General features: G+C 68.6%; 19 protein-coding genes. 8 read left to right on the top strand and 11 right to left on the bottom strand.

Annotated features, from left to right (window positions below):
• Positions 1-16: 16 nt before the first annotated feature.
• Positions 17-1,027 (bottom strand): substrate-binding domain-containing protein, encoded by a 1,011-nt coding sequence (locus tag ACR3ZA_RS03810; RefSeq protein ID WP_473660319.1) that lies wholly within the window; start codon positions 1,025-1,027, stop codon positions 17-19.
• A 196-nt stretch (positions 1,028-1,223) separates the two neighbouring features.
• On the opposite strand from ACR3ZA_RS03810, the gene ACR3ZA_RS03805 reads away from it, so the two are divergent.
• From ACR3ZA_RS03805 to ACR3ZA_RS03785, 5 genes are all read left to right on the top strand, one after another.
• Positions 1,224-2,252, top strand: coding sequence for an ABC transporter substrate-binding protein (locus ACR3ZA_RS03805; protein ID WP_473660317.1), 1,029 nt, complete (start codon positions 1,224-1,226; stop codon positions 2,250-2,252).
• A gap of 118 nt (positions 2,253-2,370) precedes the next feature.
• On the top strand, positions 2,371-3,159 hold the full coding sequence (locus ACR3ZA_RS03800) for an ATP-binding cassette domain-containing protein (protein WP_473660315.1): 789 nt from the start codon (positions 2,371-2,373) through the stop codon (positions 3,157-3,159).
• Positions 3,156-4,757, top strand: coding sequence for an ABC transporter permease subunit (locus ACR3ZA_RS03795; protein WP_473660313.1), 1,602 nt, complete (start codon positions 3,156-3,158; stop codon positions 4,755-4,757). The genes ACR3ZA_RS03800 and ACR3ZA_RS03795 overlap by 4 nt, the downstream gene beginning before the upstream one ends.
• Positions 4,758-4,781: 24 nt before the next feature.
• Entirely contained in the window at positions 4,782-5,486 is a 705-nt protein-coding gene (deoD, locus tag ACR3ZA_RS03790) for a purine-nucleoside phosphorylase (protein WP_473660311.1), read from the top strand.
• A complete protein-coding gene (locus tag ACR3ZA_RS03785) occupies positions 5,486-6,880 on the top strand; it encodes an amidohydrolase family protein (RefSeq protein ID WP_473660309.1) in 1,395 nt (464 codons plus the stop codon). The genes deoD and ACR3ZA_RS03785 overlap by 1 nt, the downstream gene beginning before the upstream one ends.
• Here ACR3ZA_RS03785 and ACR3ZA_RS03780 read toward each other — a convergent pair.
• Both ACR3ZA_RS03780 and ACR3ZA_RS03775 read right to left on the bottom strand, forming a co-directional pair.
• Positions 6,868-6,999 carry a hypothetical protein gene (locus tag ACR3ZA_RS03780; protein WP_473660307.1) on the bottom strand — a complete coding sequence of 44 codons (132 nt, stop codon included), beginning with the start codon at positions 6,997-6,999 and terminating at the stop codon, positions 6,868-6,870. The two genes, ACR3ZA_RS03785 and ACR3ZA_RS03780, sit on opposite strands and share 13 nt — an antisense overlap.
• Before the next feature lie 93 nt (positions 7,000-7,092).
• Positions 7,093-7,824, bottom strand: coding sequence for a creatininase family protein (locus ACR3ZA_RS03775; protein WP_473660305.1), 732 nt, complete (start codon positions 7,822-7,824; stop codon positions 7,093-7,095).
• A 215-nt stretch (positions 7,825-8,039) separates the two neighbouring features.
• Between ACR3ZA_RS03775 and ACR3ZA_RS03770 the strand changes: the two genes are divergently transcribed.
• Positions 8,040-9,311 (top strand): amidohydrolase family protein, encoded by a 1,272-nt coding sequence (locus ACR3ZA_RS03770; RefSeq protein WP_473660303.1) that lies wholly within the window; start codon positions 8,040-8,042, stop codon positions 9,309-9,311.
• A gap of 157 nt (positions 9,312-9,468) precedes the next feature.
• On the opposite strand, the gene ACR3ZA_RS03765 is transcribed toward ACR3ZA_RS03770, so the two are convergent.
• The 5 genes from ACR3ZA_RS03765 to add all read right to left on the bottom strand — a co-directional run bounded on the left by ACR3ZA_RS03765 (position 9,469) and on the right by add (position 14,023).
• Complete coding sequence (locus tag ACR3ZA_RS03765) at positions 9,469-9,864, bottom strand: HsmA family protein (protein WP_473660301.1); 396 nt, start codon at positions 9,862-9,864, stop codon at positions 9,469-9,471.
• A gap of 121 nt (positions 9,865-9,985) precedes the next feature.
• Positions 9,986-11,665, bottom strand: a complete 1,680-nt coding sequence (locus ACR3ZA_RS03760; protein ID WP_473660299.1) for a DUF222 domain-containing protein — start codon at positions 11,663-11,665, stop codon at positions 9,986-9,988.
• Between the two features lie 184 nt (positions 11,666-11,849).
• Positions 11,850-12,014 carry a hypothetical protein gene (locus ACR3ZA_RS03755; protein WP_473660297.1) on the bottom strand — a complete coding sequence of 55 codons (165 nt, stop codon included), beginning with the start codon at positions 12,012-12,014 and terminating at the stop codon, positions 11,850-11,852.
• Between the two features lie 63 nt (positions 12,015-12,077).
• A complete protein-coding gene (locus ACR3ZA_RS03750; protein WP_473660295.1) occupies positions 12,078-12,899 on the bottom strand; it encodes a methyltransferase domain-containing protein in 822 nt (273 codons plus the stop codon).
• Entirely contained in the window at positions 12,896-14,023 is a 1,128-nt protein-coding gene (gene add, locus ACR3ZA_RS03745; RefSeq protein ID WP_473660293.1) for an adenosine deaminase, read from the bottom strand. Before add ends, ACR3ZA_RS03750 begins: the two co-directional genes overlap by 4 nt.
• Before the next feature lie 133 nt (positions 14,024-14,156).
• On the opposite strand from add, the gene ACR3ZA_RS03740 reads away from it, so the two are divergent.
• Both ACR3ZA_RS03740 and gatB read left to right on the top strand, forming a co-directional pair.
• Positions 14,157-14,540, top strand: coding sequence for a DoxX family protein (locus tag ACR3ZA_RS03740; protein WP_473660291.1), 384 nt, complete (start codon positions 14,157-14,159; stop codon positions 14,538-14,540).
• Positions 14,541-14,549: 9 nt separating this feature from the next.
• The gene (gatB, locus tag ACR3ZA_RS03735) at positions 14,550-16,070 is read left to right on the top strand and encodes an Asp-tRNA(Asn)/Glu-tRNA(Gln) amidotransferase subunit GatB (protein WP_473660289.1); all 1,521 of its coding nucleotides are present in this window, start codon (positions 14,550-14,552) and stop codon (positions 16,068-16,070) included.
• Between the two features lie 275 nt (positions 16,071-16,345).
• On the opposite strand, the gene ACR3ZA_RS03730 is transcribed toward gatB, so the two are convergent.
• Genes ACR3ZA_RS03730 through ACR3ZA_RS03720 form a run of 3 tightly spaced genes read right to left on the bottom strand, consistent with a single transcriptional unit; the run spans position 16,346 to position 20,918 of the window.
• The gene (locus tag ACR3ZA_RS03730; protein WP_473660287.1) at positions 16,346-18,751 is read right to left on the bottom strand and encodes an AAA family ATPase; all 2,406 of its coding nucleotides are present in this window, start codon (positions 18,749-18,751) and stop codon (positions 16,346-16,348) included.
• Positions 18,748-19,308, bottom strand: coding sequence for a hypothetical protein (locus ACR3ZA_RS03725; protein ID WP_473660285.1), 561 nt, complete (start codon positions 19,306-19,308; stop codon positions 18,748-18,750). The genes ACR3ZA_RS03730 and ACR3ZA_RS03725 overlap by 4 nt, the downstream gene beginning before the upstream one ends.
• Positions 19,305-20,918, bottom strand: a complete 1,614-nt coding sequence (locus ACR3ZA_RS03720; protein WP_473660283.1) for an SIR2 family protein — start codon at positions 20,916-20,918, stop codon at positions 19,305-19,307. The genes ACR3ZA_RS03725 and ACR3ZA_RS03720 overlap by 4 nt, the downstream gene beginning before the upstream one ends.
• Positions 20,919-21,366 lie beyond the last annotated feature (448 nt).

Here is a 21,366-nt window from a genome sequence, read left to right as displayed (position 1 = left end):
GTGCCGCGCGCCGCGGCTATCCGGCGACGGGTGCCGTGGTCTCGCGCACGATGAGCTCCACGGGCAGCACGACCGACTCCACCTCGGTCTCGCCTTCGAGCCGCGCGATCAACAGCCGGCCCGCCTGACGGCCGGTCTCGACGAGGTCCTTGCGCACCGTGGTGAGGCCGGGGGAGACGAGCGAGGCCACGTCGACATCGTCGAACCCGATGACGGAGACGTCTTCGGGCACGCGCAGGCCCTCTTCGCGCAGGCGCCGGATCGCGCCGAGCGCCATCAGATCGTTGTGCGCGAAGATGCAGGTGAAGGCGACCCCGTTGGCCAGCAGATCGGAGACGATCGCGTAGCCGGATTCGTGCTCGAAGTCGCCGTAGAGGGTCAGCGCGCGGGGGAAGAATTCGCGGAAGGCGTCGCGGCGCTCGACCGTCGACGCGAGGCTCGGGTATCCGGCGACGACGACGGCTCGGGTGTGTCCGAGCGCGGCCAGGTGCGCCCCGGCCGCTCGTGCGCCCTCGGCGAGCGTCGAGCTGACCGACGGAATCTCGCTGAGCGAGGGCACCGTCTCATCGGCGAACACGAGCGGTGCGGAGCGGGCGTGCCGGACAAGGTCGTCGATGTCGGAGTTGGAGCGGCTGGAGGTGTACACCAGGCCGTCGGCGGCGCGGGTGCGCAGCAGGTTGACGTAGCGCTTCTCACGGCGCGGATCCGCGTTCACGGTCGAGCAGACGATCAGCCCGTAGTCGGCGGCATCGGCGGCGAGCTCGACCCCGCGGGCGATGCGACCGAAGTACCAGTGGGCGATGTCGGGAACCGCGAGGGCGATCACGCCGCTGCGGCCGGACTGCAGTCGCACCGCGCCCGAGTTGGGCACGTACTCGAACTGCTCGATGAGCTGCCGCACGCGTGCCGCGGTCTCCGGGTTGACCGGGCGCTTGCCCGAGATCGTGTGCGAGACCGTGGTCGTGCTCACGCCGGCGGCGTCAGCGATCTGCTGCATCGTCCAGGGTCTCGTTGGCGGGCTCTCCACGCTGCGAGATTACCGCAGCGCCGGGCACGAATTGCGCGATTTGCAAAACGGTTTTGTATCAGGGAGGCTCATTTTACGCGCTGGAAACATTGAGAAATCTGGGTGACACGGCGGCGGCATAGGTTCGGCGCAAGAACCACGCAACACGTTTTGCATCACACCCCTGACAATGTCCCCGATGACAAGGACCGTACGCATGACACACCGCACCTCCTCCCGACTTCGACGCGCGGGGCTCGCCGCCGCTGCTGTCGTCTCCGCCACCGCTCTGCTCGCCGGCTGTGCCACCGAGGCCGACGACGCCGAGCTCACCTCGCTCAGCTACCAGACCTCGTGGATTCCGATGGTTCAGTTCGGCGGCACCTACGTCGCCGCCGAAGAGGGCTACTTCGAGGAGGAGGGTGTCGATCTCGAGATCCTGCCCGGCGGCCCCGAGGTCGACGGCATGGCCCTCCTCGAGTCCGGCGCGGCTGACATCGCGGTGACCAACACCGACTTCGTCGCCCGGGCCAACGCGGCCGGCGCCGACCTCGTCATCGTCGCCGCCGGGTTCCAGAAGAGCCCGCTCGCACTGCTGTCGCTCGACAGCAACCCGGTCACCGAGCCCGACGACATCGCCGGTGCCCGCATCGGCGTGCCGCTCGGCGACACCGCCACCCACGACGCCTTCGTCGACGTCAACGGCATCGACGTCTCGGCCACCGAGATCGTGCCGATCGGCTTCGACGTCTCGCCGCTGCTCAGCGGTGAGGTCGACGCGCAGTACGTCTTCTACACCGAGCAGCCGATCGCGGTCGAAGAGGCGGGCCTCGTTCCCGAGACCATGCTGCTGGCCGACTACAACCTGAACATCTACGCGCAGGTGTACGTCGTCACCCGCGACACGCTCGAGACCAAGCGTGACGCGATCATCGGCTTCCTCACCGCCGAGATCAAGGGCTGGCAGGACTTCGTCGCCGACCCGACGCTCGCGGTCGAACTGGCCGTCAACGAGTACGGCGCCGACACCGGCCTGACGATCGAAGCGCAGACCAAGCAGGCGATCCGTCAGTACGACATCCTCATCACCCCGGTGACCGAGGCGAACGGCCTGCTCTGGATGGGCGCCGACGACATCGCGTCGAACGTCGAGACCGTGCACGCGCTCGGCATCGAGATGGACGCCAGTGTGTTCGACACCTCGCTGCTGGAAGAGATCTACCAGGGCGCGTCGACGATCGAGTAGACACGTCGAGGCGGCGCGTCGATCCGGCGCGCCGCCTGAGCCCGTCGAGTCGTCCGGCTCGACAGGTCGTCACCCGACGACCATCGCACCACACCCCTGAACCGAGGAGGACCCCCGCGTGAACGAGAGCGGCTTCGAGCTGACCCAGCTCAGCAAGCGATTCACGAGTCGAAAGTCGGATGTGCTCGCACTCGACGACGTCTCGCTCTCCGTCCCGCGGGGGTCCTTCACGGTGCTCCTCGGCCCTTCCGGCTGCGGCAAGTCGACGATCCTGCGCATCCTTGCCGATCTCGAGCAGGCGTCCTCCGGCACCGCGACGATCCACGGCGAGACGCCGCACGCGATCCGCACCTCGCACCGACTGGGTCTCGCCCTGCAAGACCCCTCGCTGCTGCCCTGGCGCTCGGTGCGCGATAACATTCGGCTGCCCGGTCAGGTGATGGGAACCCCGATCTCCTCCGCCCGCGTGGATGCGCTCATCTCGCTGATCGGCCTGGACGATTTCGCGGATGCCCGCCCCGGCCAGCTCTCCGGCGGCATGCGCCAGCGCGTCGCGATCGCTCGCGCGCTGTCCACCTCGCCCGACATTCTTCTGCTCGACGAGCCGTTCGGAGCGCTCGACGAGATCACTCGCCAGCGCCTCAACGAGGAGCTGCAGCGACTCTGGACGGCCACCTCGGCCACCACGCTGCTCGTCACCCACTCGATCTCCGAGGCCGCCTTCCTCGCCGACCGCGTCGTCGTCATGTCGCCGCGTCCGGGTCGCATCGTCGGCGAGGTCGAGATCGACTTCCCCCGGCCGCGTCGACGCGAGCTGCTCACGAGCCCCGAGTTCCACGAGGTGTGCGATCAGCTCAGCGTCATGCTGCACGGCGCCTCGACCGGCTCCGCGGGGAGCGCGGCGTGAGCTCGACCGCGCAGGCCGCTCGGGCGCGAATCGCACTCCCGCGCTGGGCCGCCACCGCCCTGATCAGCCTCGCGCTGCTCGTGGTGTGGGAGGCGGCCGCCCGCATGGGGCTCGCGCGCCTCGGCGTGATCGCCCCGCCGACCGAGATCGTCGCCGAGTTCTTCGAGCGGCCCGAGCTCTATCTGCGAAACTTCGCCACCACCGCCTGGGTGGCGGTGCGCGGCTGGCTGTTCGGCAACCTCGCCGCGATCCTGGCCGGAATCCTGTTCGTGCAGTTCCGCGCGGCCGAGAACCTGTTCCTGCGGCTGGCGCTCACCATCCACGTGCTTCCGCTGGTCGCGGTGATGCCGCTGCTGCAGCTGAGCTTCGAGCCCGACCTCGCCAAGGTGATCCTGGCGGCGCTCGCGGTGTTCTTCACCACGCTCGTCGGAACCATGCTCGGGCTGCGTTCGGCCGAGGGCGGCTCGCTCACCATGGTGCGCGCCTGGGGCGGCGGCATCTTCTCCGCGCTTCGGTTCGTTCGCCTGCCCTCCTCGATTCCGGCGGTCATCACGGGCCTTCAGATCGGTGCCGCGGCGGCGACGCTGGGCGCGATCTTCGGCGAGTTCATCGGGTCGAGCAGCGGGCTCGGCGTGGTGCTCATCAACGGTCTGCAGATGCTCAACCAGGCCCAGGTCTACGCGGTCGCCGTCGTGGCGACGCTCATGGCCGCGGTGCCGTATGCCCTGCTGGGCATGCTCGGTCGGGTGCTGGTGCCGTGGTCGACGAGCCTGACGGCGGCCGCCGCCGTCACGAAGCCCGTGGCCGGCTCGCCCATCCGCCGACTGGTCAACGCGCTCGCCTGGGTGCTCGGCTCGATCGTCGTCGTGCTCTCGGCGTGGTGGCTCTACCTGATCGTCTTCGACGTCTCCAACTTCGTCGGCAAGACCCCGGTCGACGTGTTCAACTACCTGGTCACGATCCCCGAGGCGGCCGAGAACCGCGACGTGCTGCTGACCGCCCTCGGCGAGACGCTGCTGCACGCGGGCGTCGGCTACATCGCCGGGCTGGTGCTCGGAGTCGGGGCCGCGATCGCGTTCGCGCTGTTCCCGGTCGTCGAGACGGTGTTCACCCCCGTCGCGGTCGCGCTGCGCTCGGTGCCGATCATCGCGCTCATCCCGGTGCTGATCCTCGCGTTCGGCCGCGGGCTCGGGGGAGTCGTCGTCATCACCGCGATCGTCACCTTCTTCCCGACCCTCGCCAATACGCGGTCGGGCCTCGACCGGGTTCCGCAGGACGCGCTGCTGCTGCTGCGCAGCTACGACTCCTCGCGGCTCAGCACCCTGTGGCGCCTGCAGCTCCCGGCCACGCTGCCCGCGATCTTCGCCTCGGCGCGCATCGCCGCCCCGACGGCGGTGCTCGCCGCGACCCTCGCCGAGTGGCTCGCCACCGGCGACGGGCTCGGCTACTACATCGTCGTCTCGCGCGTGTACTCCGACTACACGGGACTGTGGGCCGGCGCCGCCGTGCTCACCGCCGTCTCGCTCGTCTTCTACAGCCTCGTCAGCGTGGCCGAGCGCGCCGTGCTGGCGCGCTTCGCTCCGTCTCAGCTCGCCTGAGCGCCCCATCGAAAGGAACACCCCATGCCCACCCCTCACATCGGCGCTGCCGACGGCGACTTCGCCCCCGACGTCCTCATGCCGGGCGACCCGCGCCGCGCGACCCTGATCGCCGAGCAGTACTTCGAGAACCCGCGTCTGGTGACCGAGGTGCGCGGCATCGTCGGCTACACCGGCACCTACCAGGGGCGCCCGATCTCGGTCATGGCCTCCGGCATGGGCATGCCGTCGATGACGATCTACGCGACCGAGCTGATCCGCCACTATGGCGTCAAGCGCATCGTGCGCGTCGGCACCATGGGCGGCGCGCAGGACTACCTGAAGCTCGGGGATGTGGTGGCCGCCTCCGCCGCCCACACCGACTCCGCCATGACCGCGGCCCGCATCCCGGGCGTCAACTTCAGCCACGCGCCGAGCTTCCCGCTGCTGCGCAAGGCCGTCGAGTTCGGTGAGCGCGAGAACAAGCAGCTCTACGTGGGTCCGGTCTTCACGACGGATGCCTTCTACCAGCCCGACCCGGAGCTCGCCATCAAGCTGGCGGCCCACGGCACCGTCGCGGTCGAGATGGAGGCGGCGGCGCTCTACGCCGTGGCGGCGGCGGAGGGCATCGAGGCTCTCATGCTCGGCACGGTGAGCGACCACGTGCTGAAGACTGAGGAGATGAGCGCGGAGGACCGCGAGAAGACCTTCCAGACCATGGTCGAGTTCGCGCTCGCCTCGCTCGCCTGATGAGCGACGCGTCCGTTCGCCTCAGCCCGCGCGATGCCGTCGCGCCCGCGGGCGGCCGCGACGTTTACATTCGCGACGCCACCGTGCTCGTCCATGCCGAGGACGGCATCCGTTTCGATGAGCACCAAGACGTCGTCGTTCGCGACGGGGTGATCGTCGCGGTCGAGCCCACCGCCGGTGCGCATTCGTCCACCGAGGCGGAGGTCATCGATGGTCGCGGGCGTCTCGTGATGCCCGGGTTCATCAACTGCCACAGCCACGCGCCGATGGTGATGTTCCGCGGCGTCGCCGAGGATGTGCCCGCCGAGCGCTGGTTCAACGAGCTGATCTGGCCGATGGAGGTGAACCTCACCCCGGAGGATGTGGAGCTCGCCACCCGGCTCGCCGCCGCCGAGATGATCCGCGCTGGCGTCACGACGTTCGCCGACCACTACTTCTCGATGGACCGCATCGCGAAGGTCACCGCCGAGACGGGTCTGCGCGGCGTGCTGGGCGACACCTTCTTCTCGACCGACGGTCCCGCCGGGCTGCAGCGTTCGCTCGACTTCGCGCTCGAGTGGCGGGGTGCCGCCGAGGGACGCATCACGACGGCGCTCGCGCCGCATGCCACTTATACGGTGACCGACGACGATCTGGGGGCGACGGCCCGCACGGCGATCGAGCACGACCTGCTCGTGCACGTGCACGCCTCCGAGAGCCGTGAGCAGACCCGGCACAGCTTGGAGCGCACCGGGCTCACCCCGATCCAGGTGCTCGAGCGCTCGGGGCTGCTCGAGGCGCGCACCCTGATCGCGCACGGCATCGGGGTCGTCCCCGAGGACGTTCCTGCGCTGCGTGCCGCAGCCGAAGCAGGTCGCGTCGGTTTCGGCAGTGCGCCGAAGGGATATCTGAAGCACGGCTTCGCCACCACGCCCGCACGGCTGCTGGCCGCGGCCGGGGTGCCGGTGGGGCTTGCCACCGATGGTGCCGCCTCGAACAACACGCTCGACGTCTGGGAGAGCATGACGTACTTCGCGCTCGTGCAGAAGGCGACCGAGGCCGACCCCTCGTACCTGACCGCGCGCGCGGTGCTCGATCACGCGACCACGCAGAGCGCGGCCGCCGTCGGGCTCGCCGGGGTCGTCGGTCGGGTCGCGCCCGGCTACCGGGCCGATCTGCTCGTCGTCGATCTGGGGGCGCCGCGTCTGCAGCCGATCCACGACCTGGCGGCGGCGCTCGTCTACAGCGGACGCAGCGACGACATCGAGACGACCATCGTCGACGGACGCGTGCTGATGCGCGATCGCCAACTGCTCACCGTCGACGTCGAGGCGATCGTCGCCGAGCTGCGGCCGCGGCTCGCGCGCCTGACCGACCGCAGCCACGGTACAAGCATCCAGGACTACCAGGCGTGACGTGCGGCGGCGACCGGGTTCGCCCCGCTGCCGGCACGCCATCGCGCGACCCGGTTGACCGCGGGCCGACGTCCGACGGCGGCCGCCCACGCCACCTGGATGGCGTGCCGCCACGTCATCGCGCGGGCCGTGGGCGTCACGGTCCCGTCGCGGGCAGATCGCGCGCCGTCGACGGTTGCCGAGCCGGACGGCTCCGCGGTGCTCCGGTGCGGCTAGTCGGCGGCGAGGAGCTGTTCGATCTCGGCGGCGCAGCCGGCGACCGTGCCGGCGAGGATGTGCTCGCCCTTGGCCGCGCTCGCGTGGCTCGGGTCGCCGAAGACCCCCGTCGTCGAGATCTCGTCGAGGCGAATCGGGCGCTGCCCGAAGTCGTCCGGGAACTGCGGGTAGTCGGCGGCGTAGCGATCCGTGCGCACCGTCTCGGGGTCGAGCGCGAGCATCGTGCTCGTCTCGGCTTCTTCGGCGTGCGCGATCATCGGGTGTGCCGACGGAGCCTCGCGCACCTCGGCGATCGCCGCATCCATGCCCGGGTAGTCGAGCACGACGGCGCGGATCACGCCCTCGTCGGTGAGCGTGCGGGCGGCGGCGTGCAGCGGGGCGCGGTTGCCGAAGTCGCCGTTGACGATCACGTACCGGCGCGCGCCCGTCGCGGCGAGGGAGCGCCCGATGTCGGTCGCGATCGCGGTGACGGTGTCGGGCGCCAGCGAAATCGTGCCGGGGTACCCCGACGTCAGCCAGGTCTCGCCGTAGTGGACCGGCGGCAGCAGTACCGCGTCGAACTGCTCGGCCAGGCGCCGTGCGACCTCGATGGCGGCGGCGGTATCGGTTCCGAGCGGCAGGTGCGCGCCGTGCATCTCGAGGGCGCCGAACGGCAGCAAGGCCAGACCGTGTCCGCCGCGCAGGTGGGCAGCGACGTCGGGCCCGGGGGTGCGGTAGGCGTCGATCATCAGGGGAGCTCCAGTCCGGCGGTCGGGGTGTTCGCCCCGGCGGTGCGGCGCGCTTCCAGAGTACCCAGCACCATCGGCGCCGGTCGGCCGGGCGCCGAGCACGAGAGGGCAGCTGGTTGGCCAGGCGTCGACCGTGAGAGGGCAGCTGGTTGGCCAAGCGTCGACCGTGAGAGGGCAGCCGGTCGGCCGGGCGCCGACCGCGAGAGGATATGAGTATGAGCATCACGACAACGGGCGACTCCGCCGGCGGCCTGGGCGGCATCCACATCTGGGACGGCACGGCATACCGCGGTGTCGGCCGCCTCGACTGGGAGTCCGGCCGGTTCACCTCCGTCGCGGCTCCCACGGCGGATTCCGCGAGCGCGTCCTCCCTCGAGGGCCAGTCCGGGCCCGACGGCGACGCTGTCGAGACGCGCGCGCTCACGGTCATCCCCGGTCTCATCGACACGCACGTGCACCTGGTCGGCAACGCCTCCGATCAGCCCGCCGACTTTCTCAGCTGGCCGCTCACCACCCGCCCCGAGGAGCAGGTGCTGCACGGGCTCGCCCACGCGCAGCGCGCCCTCCGCGGTGGGGTGACGACGGTGCGCGACCTGTCGGCCGACGAGGTGCAGTTCTCGCTCGCCCGCGCGCTGCGCGCGGGTCTCGTCACCGGACCGCGTGTGCTCGCGCACGGCATGGTCAGCATGACGGCCGGTCACGGCGACCTGTTCACGCCTCCCGCGGTCACCGATCGCAAGCCGGTCGCCGACGGGCCGGACGCCTGCCGCGCTCTCGTGCGTCACTGGGCGCGTGCCGGGGCCGACGGCATCAAGATCGCGACGAGCGGGGGAGTGCTCTCGGTGGGCGACAAGGCGGAGTGGCGCAACCACACCGACGCCGAGCTCGAGGCGATCGTCGACGAAGCGCACGCCCTGGGCATGCGGGTCGCTGCCCACGCCCACACGGCGGCGGGTGTCGACCGCGCGCTGGATGCCGGTGTCGACTCGATCGAGCACGGCACGCTGCTGGAGCCCGCGCAGTCATCCCGGCTGGTGGAGCTCGGCGTGACCGTCGCGCCCACGCTGCTGATCAACATCCGCATCGCGCAGGGCGTGGCGGCGAACGCGGAGCAGGCGGAGAAGGCGCAGGAGCTCGTCGTGCGGCGTGACGCGCTGCTGCGGGCCGCGGCCGATTCCGGCGTCGACTTCGTGCTGGGCACCGACGCCAACGGCGCTCATGTCGCGTTCGGCGATCAGATGGAGGAGATCCGCCGGATGGCCGAGACCTTCGGATGGTCCCCGGAGCGCGCGCTGCAGTCGGCGACCTCGCGGGCGGCCGCCGCGATCGGCTGGGGCGACACCGTGGGCACGCTGCGCGACGGTGCGGCCGCCGACTTCGTGGTGCTGCGCGGGCGGCCGTGGGAGCGCATCGACGACCTCGACACGTCGAACATCGTCGCCGTGGTTGCGGCCGGTCAGGTCGTGGCGGGCACGCTTCCGGAATAGCGGCGAGCGGCCGAGCGGCGTGCTTGGGGTCGCGTGCTCCGGTGCTCGCGGCCTCGGGTGCGCGCGTACCTCGCTGGCTACGGGCTCTGACGCTCGCGGACTCAGATGCGCGTTCGTTCGGGTCGCGCGGAGCCGGTCGACCGAGGGCCGGGGCGGGTCAGCCGATGTTGGCGCCGATAGCGCCGGCGAGGTACGGGATCAGCCAGATCGCCCAGACGACGACCGAGAACTTGTGGAAGCTCTGGCGCTCGGCGGGTCGGTTGCGCACAAGGACGACGACCGCCCACACCAGGTGAACCGCCATCAGCAGGATCGCGATCGTTCCGGTGATCGCCATCACGGTGCCGAGGACGGCCGCGACGCCGGTGTCGGTGTCGGGGCTGCTGGCGGCGATCTGCGTCATCATCAGGGTCGCCGTCACGTCGGCCGCCAGGCCGAGTCCGAAGAACACGGCGTGCCAGGGACGCAGATCGCGACGGATCCGCTCGGCCCAGACTCCGATCGTGTAGAAGACGAGCGCGGCGGTGATGAGCACAATGGCGGGAATCAGCATGAGCCCACTCTGAGGGACGCTCACCCCGCCGCCTAGGGACCGAAGTCCCGTCGCGGTTCGATCAGGCCGAATTCGCGAGGCGGTTCACCTCGCGAGGCGGTTCATCCCGCGAGGCGACACCTCACCCCGCGAGGCGGCGTGCGGCGGGGCTGCGCGACGGCATCGGGATCGGGTGCTGGGCGGGGTCGAGTGATCGCGGTGGGATTGCTGAGTAGTTCGCCCCGTCGCGCGTGATGCGCCAGCCGTTGTCGTGCACGAGCAGATGATGGTGCCGGCACAGCAGAACACCGTCCGAGATGTCGGTCCGCCCGTGTTCTCGATGCCAGGGCACGATGTGGTGCGCCTCGCACCAGGAGGGTGGTCTCTCGCAGCCGGGGAATCGGCATCCGCCGTCGCGCGCCGCGAGGCCGATGCGCTGTCGGGAGGTGAACAGCCGCTGATCGCGCCCGACGTTGACGACCTGGCCGTCGGAGTCGAAGTGGATCGGCACCGTACCGTCGGCGCAGATGCGGCGTTCGACCGAGGGGATCGAGATCGGTGCGCTCTGCCCCTCGAGGTGCCCGGCTCCGCGGCGGCGGGCCAGGTCGGCGTCGGTGACGAGCACCCGCACGGCCGGGGTGCGGGCGCCGAGGACCGTGCCGTCGTCGGCGGTCGTTCCGAGGCGAATCAGCTCGACGAGCGCGTCGAGTGCGATCTGGTCGGTCGCGCGCGGGTCGCGAACGAGTCGTTCGGCGCGTTCGGTTGCCGTGAGGTCAGCCGCCGAGCGGTCGGCCGCAGACCGCGCAGGCGCAGATTGCGCGGCCGCAGATTGCTCAGCCGCGGTGAGCCCGAGAGTCATGTGTTGGGCCGCCAAGAGCCGACCGTCGGAGAGCTCTGCCGCCGCGCTGGGCTTGCCGATTCGCCCGGCGCGACGGGCGAGCGAACTGCTGTCGACGAAGCGCGGCCCGCCGCGTCGCGGTGACGTGGCCGCATCGACCGAGGCGACGACGATCGCCGCCGACTCGGGGTCGAGCAGGCCGTGCACCCGCGTCATGCCGTCGGGCTGCGGCACGAGGCGCAGGTACCGGCGCTCGCGCAGTTCGCGCTCCCGTTCCTGGACGCCCGCTTCGTCGAGCGCGGCCCGCACGTCTCGTGCCCGCGCCGCCAACTGCTCGGGGGTGAGACCCGCGGCATCGGCGATCAGCCCGGCCACGGCGGCGTTGAGCGCCCCGACGCTGACCTCGGGGCCCGGCGCACGAAGCGCGGTGCGGATCGCATCGGCCGCGCCGACCGAGAGTCGCCCGGCATTGACGGCGTGAGCCACGGGATGCAGCCACGGCGTCGGAGTCGAGTCCGAGCCAGAGCCCCAAGTCGAACCCGGGCCCGAGTCTGTGCCCGAGTCTGTGCCCGAACCCGTGCCGCCGCCAGCCGCGGGGTCGGCGTCGCCGAGCGGCCCGGACGGGCTGTCGTCGTCGACGGTGGGCCGCGACTCGAACTGTTCCGCGTCGGCGACCAGAGAACCGACCCGGACGAGCGCGGCGGCCTCGCGCGTCGACGATCCGGTGACCCGTGCGATCAGCGCCTCGGGGGTGCGAGCGCCGAGCCGCTGCGCGAGCCCCTCGAAGCCGAGGTCATGCCGCGAGCGGCGGGCCAACTCTCCGGCGACCGCCGACGACACCGCATCGACGCGTCGCCGCAGCTCGCCGAGGGTGCGCTGCAGGTCGACCACGGCCTCGTCGCTGAGGTCGCCGAAGGATGACGGGGTGGGGGCGACGAACGGCACCGTCGGGTCCGCGAAGGCGGGGAAGGTGGTCGTCGTCATGGGGCAATTCTCCCAATATTCGAAGATATGTACTAGTACAAGTTCTTCGCGAAACCGAGCCTGTGGAGGAGTCGACGGTCGCAATGCACGGCACCCCGACCGCCGATCGGCGAGCGGGGTGCTGTGCGAGAGGTGGGGCGAGGTGCGACCCGGACGGTGGGCTCGCCGTGGCCGGTCGGGCGCCTCAGTAGTTCGTGCCTGACATGATCGCGATTCCCTGCGCGAGCATCAGGAAGAAGCCTCCGGAGCTGAGCATGAGGATCGCGAGGATGCCGGGAACGGCGTACCAGGGCAGGTCCTTCACGGAGGCAGCGGCGGTCGTGTTCGCGGTGGTGTGGGTGGTGGACATGACATCTCCTAGTCAGTGGGTTAATTAGTACAGTAACTAACCAACCAGGATGCCGCCCCGATGTCAAGTGTTGCCGCAACCCCGCCGCAACCCCCGCCGCAACCTACGCCGCACCCCCGCCACGAGCACCGCCTCGACCGGATACCGCAGCACCGGCCCGAGACCCGCCACCCGCTCCCGATACGCAAGCTCGATCGCCGCGCGCCCCGCATCCGTCGTCGCCGCGTACGCCTGCCCGATCGTGCCGAGGCCCGCCGCGACGCCTGCCCACAGGTCGTCCGCCGAAACGGTGAACTCCCACGACACCCGCCGCGCTTCCCGCACCGCGAACCCGCTGGCCGCGAGCAGCCCCGACACCCCGTCTTCGGTGCGCGCGAAGTCGCTCGCCTCCGGCATCACGAACCCGCCCTCAGGCTTCGTGCCGGTCTCGTCGATGATCGCCGCCCACAGCTGGTTCAGCTCGGTCGGCTGCCATGGCCACACCGTGACCGCGATCGGCGCGCCAGGCCTGGCCACCCGCCGCAGCTCCGCGAGACATCGATCCGGATGCCCCACATGGTTCACCGCGAAGTTCGCCACCACCGCGGCGAACGTTTCATCCCCGTACGGGAGCCGCGCCAGCTCACCCACCTCGAACCGCGCCCCGGGCACCCGCTCCCGCGCGAACGACACCATGCTCTGTTCGACATCCACGCCGGTGACCTGCCAGCCGCGAGCGACGGCTTCGGCGGCGGCGACGCCGGTGCCGCATCCCGCGTCGAGGAGAGCGTCCCCGCGAGCCGCAGGCATCCCCACTGCATCCAGCAGCGCCGGCACCGCGCCCGCGCACATCAAACCGAATGAGCGGTCGTAGTCGGCGGCGATCCCGGCCCAGCTGACGGTCATGCCTCGACGCTAGTGGGAGGGGCGTCCGGCGGAGCGTCCGGCGCCGAGGCATCCGCCACCGAGGCGCCCGGCACTGACCCGCCCGGCACCGAACCGATCCACTCCTCAAGCGCAGCCTCGAACCGCGCCCGCACCGGCGCACAGAGCGACGGCACCCGCAACCCGTTCCGCGCGATCGCCGCAATCCCCGCGTCGTCGATGCCCCACACCCGGCGCGCGATTTCGTACTGGGCGGTGATGTCGGCGCCGAACCAGAGCGGGTCGTCGGCGTTGAGGGTGATCGGCACGCCCGCGGCGAGCATCGCGGGCGCGGGGTGAGTTTGGAGCGATGCGGTGACGCCGAGGGCGACGTTGGAGGCGGGACAGATGTCGCACACGATGCCCTCGGCAGCGAGCCGGGCGAGCAGGTCGGGGTCGTGGATGGCGTGCACGCCGTGCGAGATCCGGGTGGCGCCGAGAACGTCGAGGGCCGCCCGAACGCTCGCCGGCCCGTCGATGGGGCCGCCGGTCTGCCCGGCGTGGATGACCACCTGAAGTCCCGCATCCCGCGCGATGCGGGCGGCGCGCTCGAAGCGGTGCGGGCCGGTCGGGTCGTCCGGTCCGGCGGTGCCGAATGCGGTGATCCCGGCGCCGACGAACCGGGCGGCGAGCCGGGCGAGCTCTTCGGCGAGCCCTGCCTCCAGCCCGGTGTTGACGGTCAGGTTGGCGCCCACCTCGATGCCGGTCTCGGCGGCCCCGCGCTGCAGCGCGTCGACGATGGTGCGGGTGACGGTGTCGAGGTCGCCGAGCCGCGGGCTGTAGAGCTGCGGCTCGATCGACGGTTCGAGGTAGAGCACCCCGGCCTGCGCTTCGGCGTGCACGAGGGCGACGCAGAGCTCGGCGAGATCGTCGAGGTCGCGCACGAGGGCGGGCACGGTGCCGTAAGCGGTGAAGAATTCGCCCGCGTCGCGGAACCGCGCGGGCCGCTCGAACGAGCCGCCCTGCGCCCGCGCGAGCCGCTGCACGGCCGCCAGCGGGTAGCCGCCGTCGAGGTGCAGGTGCGTGTGCGCCTTCGGCAACGCGGCCAAGGCGCGCACGGCGCGCAGCGAGCGCGCGGCGGCGTCGGGATGCGACGGGTCGGTCACGCGGAACTCCTGTGCGGCGGGCGGTCGAGGTGAGGTCGTCCATCGGAAGCGTAGCCGCCGCGCCCTCCAGCCCCCGCGTGATCCACCCCCGCGTCATCCAGCCCCCGCCCAGCCGCATCCCGATGATGGGAACATGACCGCCGCTCGCACCACCACCCGCATCCTGCTCGGCTCCGCCCTCGCCTTCGCGGGCGTTGCGCATCTGACCTTCGCCCGTCGCGAGTTCCAGGCGCAGGTGCCGCCGTGGGTTCCGCTCGACCCCGACACGACCGTGGTGGCATCCGGGGTGGCCGAGATCGCGCTCGGCAGCGCGCTCGTGGTCGCGCCCGCGAAGGCCCGCCCGTGGGTGGGGGCGGCGGTGGCGGCGTTCTTCGTGGCGATCTTCCCCGGCAACATCTCGCAGTGGGCGAACCGCCGTGACGGCTTCACCCTCGACACGGATGCGAAGCGCCTGGCGCGGCTGCCGTTTCAGCCGGTGCTCATCGCCGCGGCAATCTGGAGCACCCGCGCCAAATAGACTGGGGTCATGGCCAAGCCCGACCTCATGGACTACGACAAAGCTCTCGAGATGTTCGAGCCGGTGCTCGGCTTCGAGGTGCATGTCGAGCTCGGTACTCAGACGAAGATGTTCTCGGATGCGCCGAACCCGGCCGCCGCCGGTCGCGACAGCCACGACGAGACCCCGAACACGTACATCACGCCGGTCGACCTGGGGCTTCCGGGCAGCCTGCCGGTGGTGAACCAGACGGCGGTCGAGTATTCGATCAGCCTGGGGCTGGCGCTCGGCTGCGAGATCGCGCCGCGTTCCACGTTCAGCCGCAAGAACTACTTCTACCCCGACCTGGCGAAGAACTACCAGATCAGCCAGTACGACGAGCCGATCGCGATGGAGGGCAGCGTCGAGATCGAGCTGGAGGACGGCACCGTCTTCACCATCCCGATCGAGCGCGCGCACATGGAGGAGGACGCCGGCAAGCTGACCCACATGGGCGGCAGCACCGGACGCATCCAGGGTGCCGAGTACTCGCTCGTCGACTACAACCGGGCCGGCGTGCCGCTGGTGGAGATCGTGACGAAGCCGATCTTCGGCGCCGAGCACCGCGCGCCCGAGGTGGGCAAGGCATACGTGTCGACGATCCGCGACATCGTGCGCGGCCTCGGCATCAGCGAGGCGCGCATGGAGCGCGGCAACCTGCGCTGCGACGCCAACGTGAGCCTGCGCCCGCGCGGTCAGGAGAAGCTCGGCACCCGCACCGAGACGAAGAACGTGAATTCGTTCCGTTCGGTGGAGCGCGCGGTGCGCTACGAGATCCAGCGTCAGGCGGCGATTCTCGCCAAGGGCGGCACGATCACGCAGGAGACCCGCCACTGGCACGAGGACACCGGCACGACGAGCGCGGGGCGCCCGAAGAGCGACGCGGATGACTACCGCTACTTCCCGGAGCCGGATCTGCTGCCGGTGGAGCCGTCCGCCGAACTGATCGAGAGCCTGCGCGCCGCACTGCCCGAGCCGCCGGCCGCGAAGCGTCGCCGTCTGCGCGACTCGTGGGGGTTCACGCATCTCGAGTTCCAGGACGTCTACAACGCAGGCCTCCTGGTCGAGGTGGAGGAGACGGTCGCCGCGGGCGCGTCCCCGGCGCAGGCCCGCAAGTGGTGGACGGGCGAGATCGCCCGTCTTGCCAATGCGGCGGATGCCGAGCCGGCATCCCTGATCTCGCCCACCCAGGTGGCGGGCGTGGTGGCGCTGGTCGATGAGGGCGTCGTGAACGACAAGCTCGCGCGTCAGGTGATCGAGGGCGTCATCGCGGGGGAGGGGACTCCCGCCGAGGTGGTGGAGAAGCGCGGTCTGAAGGTCGTCTCGGATGACGGCCCGCTGATCGCCGCGATCGACGAGGCGCTAGCCGCCCAGCCCGACGTGCTGGAGAAGATCCGCGACGGCAAGGTGCAGGCCGCCGGTGCCGTCATCGGCGCCGTCATGAAGGCGATGCGCGGCCAGGCCGACGCGGCTCGCGTGCGCGAGCTCGTGCTGGAGCGCGCGGGGCAGTAGCGAGTTGCGGAAGCGTCATCTGTCGGGTCCATCGAGCAGGCACCGTTGCCAGCGTCTACGTCGCCAGTAGGGATTGCGGACGCTCTGGTCCACGCGTGTGTGGCGGTTTCGCCGAGCGCGACTCGCCGTGTGGTGGGCACATTGTTGGTTCGAACCGGCATATCGCAACCCCGTGCCGCTCCATCCGGGCCTAGCGCAGGCACATCGTGCTCGTGCGAGCCGACTGAATGAGCGCACTTGGCAACGCCGGGTGCCGGGCGCGATGCGCGGGGTAGTTACTTCGGTGGGGCGATCCTGGATGCATCGAACACCCCACCCGTCTCTAGGCGCGAGGGGTGTTCCGGGAGAGCGACAGTCCGCGACCGGTGCTGTTCGAGGGAGTACGCGTGAGTTATTTCGTGCTGAGTGTGTGGCCCCAACTCTAGGCGGAGATAATCAAACAAGGCCCGGTCATGGACGGCAATCAGGACCTGCCGCCTGTGCGTGAAGGCTATTTGCCGAATGAGCGCCGCGAAGTTCGAGACATGGAGATCATCCATGGACTGAACTGGATCGTCGAGGACAATCAATGGCGGTGCGGTGCTTGAGGCAAAGTTGAGAGCGATGAAAAGTGAAAGTGCAGCCGAGTTCGCGTTCCCGTAGCTCAAGACTCTAGATGGGCTGCCCGGCACTGACCCCTTCGGGCCTCTTGTTGTCACCCGTATGCCGAACTTCCTTCCCTCGCTGCCGATCTTCTCGAACATTGGGACGAACGGTTCAGTTGGCGCGAGCCGTTGGAACAGCGCTCCCCACGTCTCATTCAGCGCCTTATCGAACACGCGAGTGATCATGTCCGAGCGAAGTGACGCGGCTTCATTCCTCAACTGACTGGCCTTGTTCTTGAACGACTTGGCGGACCGCAGAAACTCGTCCGTCAATGCCTGCGCGTTCGTGTCGGCCGCCAGGGTTTCTTCGAGCCTCGACACTTCGCGGCTCACGAGATCCGCTTCGGCGAGGAGCTGAAGGTCTTCGTTGGCCTCCCGCTGGCGTTTCGCCTCAAGTTCAATCTGCTTCGTGAGATCCTCGCGAAGGGCCGCTACGTGCTCGCTGATGTCGATCGCGATGGACGCGCGCGGGCTCTCACGAAAGAGGTTCGCGTCGATGAGCTCAACTTCAGACCGCAACTCGCCGATCATTGCGGCGCGGGCCTTCACTCGTAGGGCCTCACCTTCGAGCTCATCCATGTGTGCCTGGGCCGTCTTGAGGTCTGCAACCGTCGGTGCCAAACGGCGCAGCAGGTGGTGCGCGTCACGGAGACGGCCAATGCGTTCCTCGCTGTCAGCGGGCATCGCGCTAAGACGCTCGGCGACCTGAATCATCTCAGCGGACTTCCGGGATTGGCGCTCGGTCAGGTCGGACTGCGCGGCCGCGAGCTGAGAAAGCACGGCGGTTGTAGCTTGGAACGTGTGCAGTCGTTGGCGGAGATGCGCCGAAAGGTCTCCAGGGAAAGGTTGTTCGCATACAGGGCAAGAGCCGCGCGGTCTAAGAACCAGCGCGCCGGAGAGCGCATGCTCCAAGTCGGACCCTGTGCTTTCGCGTTGGAGCTTTTCCAACTCAGAGCGTTTGTGCTCTTGTGCAGTCGCGATGGCAGCCAGCTCGCTCGTGATCGACGACATCTGCGACGATAGCTCGGAGCGCTCACGTTCCCGAGACTCGGCCCTTGCGAGTTCCGCGGAAGTCGCATCGAGCATCCGGTCGAAGTCGGCCAATACTTCGGCTGGTGTTGGCCCGGCCGACGAGAAACCGAGGGTGTGGGCATGCGCCGCTGCTTCTAGAACTTGAGTTGCATGCTCACGCCACATGCGCTCAAAAGTCGCGGTGGCGGTGAATGCAGCGTCTTCGGCGGCGGTGATGTTCTTCGCACCGTCCTGTGCAGCGGGTAGCTGAAGCGCCACAGCACCGAGGCGAGACTCAAATGCCCTTAGCCGGTCTAGGTTGTCTGCTGCTTGCGTCGCTCGCGACTCGACTTCGACGCGACTGCCAATGGGCGTCGATACCCTTCTGAGCAGTGCGTCTCGTCGAACAGACGCGTTCGCCAACAAGGCACGCGTCTCGGTGAGCCGCTTGGTCAGCCGTTGAGAATCGCTCTCAAGCGCTTGCCAGATAGGACTACCTTTGCGCATGTTGCGAACGTCACGGGCTTTATCGGTTCCTTCGACGACGGCGTCGAGTCGGTCGACCCCGACAAGGCTCTTGACGAACCTCACCAATGGCGCGCCGTCCTGCGCGATCCCGTCCGGAGCCGAGTCATCCAGAAATCGCCCAAGTAGCGTTTGGCTCAGTATGGAGCGCTCGAACGCCTCCTCGGATTCAGCGCCCTCAAGTATTGGCGCGCTCGAAGCACGGTGGTTGGCACCGAACTTGAGCCTCGCGTGACGCGACAAGCCGTCGAAAGACGCGTGTAGCTCCACTTCGCCTTCGGAGGCGAGGAAATGAACGAGTTCGGCCTGATCAGCTGACTGACTTGGCTGGCCCAGTTGGCTCTGTCCAGTGAGGGCGAGCTCTAACGCTGAAATTATGCTCGTCTTGCCAACGCCGTTGAGACCGTGCAACAACACAATGTCGGCGTCGAGATCTAGCGCAACATCCCCTAAGACGCTACGGAAATTTGAGACACGGATTGACTTCAGGGGCCTGCTCACTCGTTCCACCTTCGCAGGGAATGCTCCAAGAGACTGAACATCGACTCCTCGACAGCTGCCGCACCTCGCCCTGCAGCCTCGACCAACGGCGCCAATCCCAGTTGGAGGGCGGACTCGCGTAATTGTGCGAGCGACTCGTCTTCTGCCATCTTGGAAGACGGCGGGATGGCAAGAGGCAACAGCGGCCCGAGCTGCACTTGGACATCTCGCTCCTCGGTAGCGTCGACCAGGAGAGTGCGTGCAAACTCCGAGAGCTTGACTGCGTCGCTGTTGAACTCGATGTCTGGGCTCACGAGGACGACCGAGATGCCGACGCCTGACGTCGACAGGTCGAGCAGGCGAGCCAGTTGCTCGACTTTCCAAATGAATCGGTGCATCTCGTCAATCGTCTGCGACCCGTCTTGGACCAGGACGATCGCCCCCTGGTTTCGGGCGTAGTACGCCCTGTCGAATCGGGCGTTCCCTCCTGCGATGGCGATTTCATCGAGCCGCGTGTACCCGGCGCCTGTCAGCAGCCTGTCAACCAAGGCGAGGCGCGGATTCAAGGGTTTGTTCACAGTGCCATTGCCTCCCGAGTCGCGTCGACGGGGTCGGCATGGTTGAGCAACTCCGAGACCCATATTTCAAGGTGGTTCATCGACGAGTTAGCGCGGCGGCCGGGGGCGCGGCTCGGACTCCGCTGTGCCCGATTCGGGCGGGAGCCTGTGGTGTGCACCAAGACTGCGATGGAGTGCTTCGAGTTGCCTTCGATCGCCGCCCAAATTGCGTCCTCAGCAAGAGCCGAGTCCCCGACGAACACGAGGTCGCGCTTGAGCGCGGCACGGTGCAGTCGAAGCTTCGGGATGCCGTTCGCTGAGTGCCGATTGGACCAGTCGACCTCAATGTCGCGCCCAGCGGAAGCGGCACCGATGAGCGAAAGCGCGGTCGAAAGCTGACTTGCCCGGTCGTGTCTGGCGGGACCCGCCGCCTCAATGGCGTCAAGAGTCGATTCTGATAGTGCCCGGTATTTGCCCAGGACAAGCTTGCTGCCCGAGTGTGCCGCGCCAAGTTGCGCCAACCAGTCGACTGCCCATTCAAGGAGCTGCCTAGAGTCCGAATCGACCATATTCGCGACGCTTTCGAAAAGCCAGTCAAGACCCGTCGCGGAGGATGAACGGGAAAAGCCAGCGAGGGCGGTCAGCTTGATCCTGACCACTTCGAGGTATAGCGCGCCGACCCCGGGATCGGCGTAAAACGGAAACTGAGATGACTCGAAGACGGCCTGAATGTCGGGAGATGACGATGCCCCAAGCCTGTACTCGTGCGTGAGTAGAACCTCGTGGTCTGCGCCTAGGTTTCTGTCCATGACAATCATTGCCTGGTTGCCCGGATCCCACGTCCAAGTTAACTCGCCGTCGGCTCGCGCGAACCTCTCTCTAATGTTGTGGTCCTGGGCAGAAAGCCCCAACACGATCGCTCTGCGGGTGGCGGCTAGAAGGCCCGTCGTGTTCACTAGCTGTCGACGTGACGGTTCACTCGCCCACGAGTCGATCTGCGGCTTGGTTGCGACCAAATCACTGCGGAACGCCGCGTCTTGAGTGGCGAGTCGAGCACACCCGTGGATCTTGTAGAGCGACGTGTTGGCGGGCTCCAACAAGTGCTCGTCTCGGGTCCGGATTCCGATTGGCGCGGCAATCTCAGAAATAGTCTCCGCAGCGTGCTCCAGAAGCGCGTCCCAGTTGGTCGTTACGATATCGCGCAGCACCCCTTCTTCGGCGAGGAGAGCTAACAGTTCGTGATCGAGCTTTGGCTTCAGCGATGGGTTCTCGTACTGTGCGCGAACGTCGAGCACCTCCCAGAGTAGGTAGTCGGGTTCGCGACGCCCGACGCGGGTGCCCAGTATCTGCGAGTACTCCTGAACTACGCTCTTGACCTCGGCTTCTGTCCAGTCGCGAGCGGTCCAACTGCTCGGCGAACCGTCGAATCGATCGAGCTCGAATGTCACGCAACGCTCAAGGATTTGGCGAAGTGCGACGTAGTGCTCGTCGGTCGAGTCGTGCTCCTTGATCCGTTCGTGGAGCCCCGCGAGGATGATTTTTATGACCGTTGCGAGTCGAGGCGTCGCGCCGGTCGAAATCCCTGAACCGACCCAGAAGACGACTCTCCCCTTGGCGACCTGCCGCGCCAACTCGGGGAATCGACTTCGCAGATCGCTGATGGCTTCTTGGATGGGTGGCAACTCGACTTCGGCTTTCGCGTGCGGACAACGCATCCGCGTGGGTTCCGGATGGTTCCTCAGAATATCTGGGATGTCGTTCTCGGGCGCACTAGCTTTTGCCGTGTCCTTTAGTACTGCTCGCCGAAGTAGTCACCGTGACGCCCAATGGCGAGGGGTAGAGGTCACCCCCCGCGCAATCTCGATGCGTGTGCGGCCCTCGTGATGGGACTCCGACTGCGTCGGCGGAACCACGAGGTTGTGGCGGGCAGATTGGCGCCAGGCGTGTTCCTGCAGGTCGGTGGGCCGGCGCGCCGACCGCGCGCTCTCGAAGAACTGCTCACCGGGGCCTCGGCGAGCCATCACGCGTGCGCCATGGTGACGGGAACGCCACGTCGCCAACGCGCTTCGCGACGGTTAG

The sequence above is a fragment of the Herbiconiux sp. J20-20 genome (assembly GCF_057365085.1).
Note: the sequence above shows the minus strand (reverse complement) of the source record. Positions and strands in the feature narration are given on the sequence as shown.

Bases quoted from the DNA above. Each gene is read 5' to 3' on its own strand.
- ACR3ZA_RS03805 (WP_473660317.1), top strand. From the start codon at position 1,224: ATGACACACCGCACCTCCTCCCGACTTCGACGCGCGGGGCTCGCCGCC.
- deoD (WP_473660311.1), top strand. From the start codon at position 4,782: ATGCCCACCCCTCACATCGGCGCTGCCGACGGCGACTTCGCCCCCGAC.
- ACR3ZA_RS03785 (WP_473660309.1), top strand. From the start codon at position 5,486: ATGAGCGACGCGTCCGTTCGCCTCAGCCCGCGCGATGCCGTCGCGCCC.
- ACR3ZA_RS03780 (WP_473660307.1), bottom strand. From the start codon at position 6,999: ATGACGTGGCGGCACGCCATCCAGGTGGCGTGGGCGGCCGCCGTCGGA.
- ACR3ZA_RS03775 (WP_473660305.1), bottom strand. From the start codon at position 7,824: ATGATCGACGCCTACCGCACCCCCGGGCCCGACGTCGCTGCCCACCTG.
- ACR3ZA_RS03770 (WP_473660303.1), top strand. From the start codon at position 8,040: ATGAGCATCACGACAACGGGCGACTCCGCCGGCGGCCTGGGCGGCATC.
- ACR3ZA_RS03765 (WP_473660301.1), bottom strand. From the start codon at position 9,864: ATGCTGATTCCCGCCATTGTGCTCATCACCGCCGCGCTCGTCTTCTAC.
- ACR3ZA_RS03760 (WP_473660299.1), bottom strand. From the start codon at position 11,665: ATGACGACGACCACCTTCCCCGCCTTCGCGGACCCGACGGTGCCGTTC.
- ACR3ZA_RS03755 (WP_473660297.1), bottom strand. From the start codon at position 12,014: ATGTCCACCACCCACACCACCGCGAACACGACCGCCGCTGCCTCCGTG.
- ACR3ZA_RS03750 (WP_473660295.1), bottom strand. From the start codon at position 12,899: ATGACCGTCAGCTGGGCCGGGATCGCCGCCGACTACGACCGCTCATTC.
- ACR3ZA_RS03740 (WP_473660291.1), top strand. From the start codon at position 14,157: ATGACCGCCGCTCGCACCACCACCCGCATCCTGCTCGGCTCCGCCCTC.
- gatB (WP_473660289.1), top strand. From the start codon at position 14,550: ATGGCCAAGCCCGACCTCATGGACTACGACAAAGCTCTCGAGATGTTC.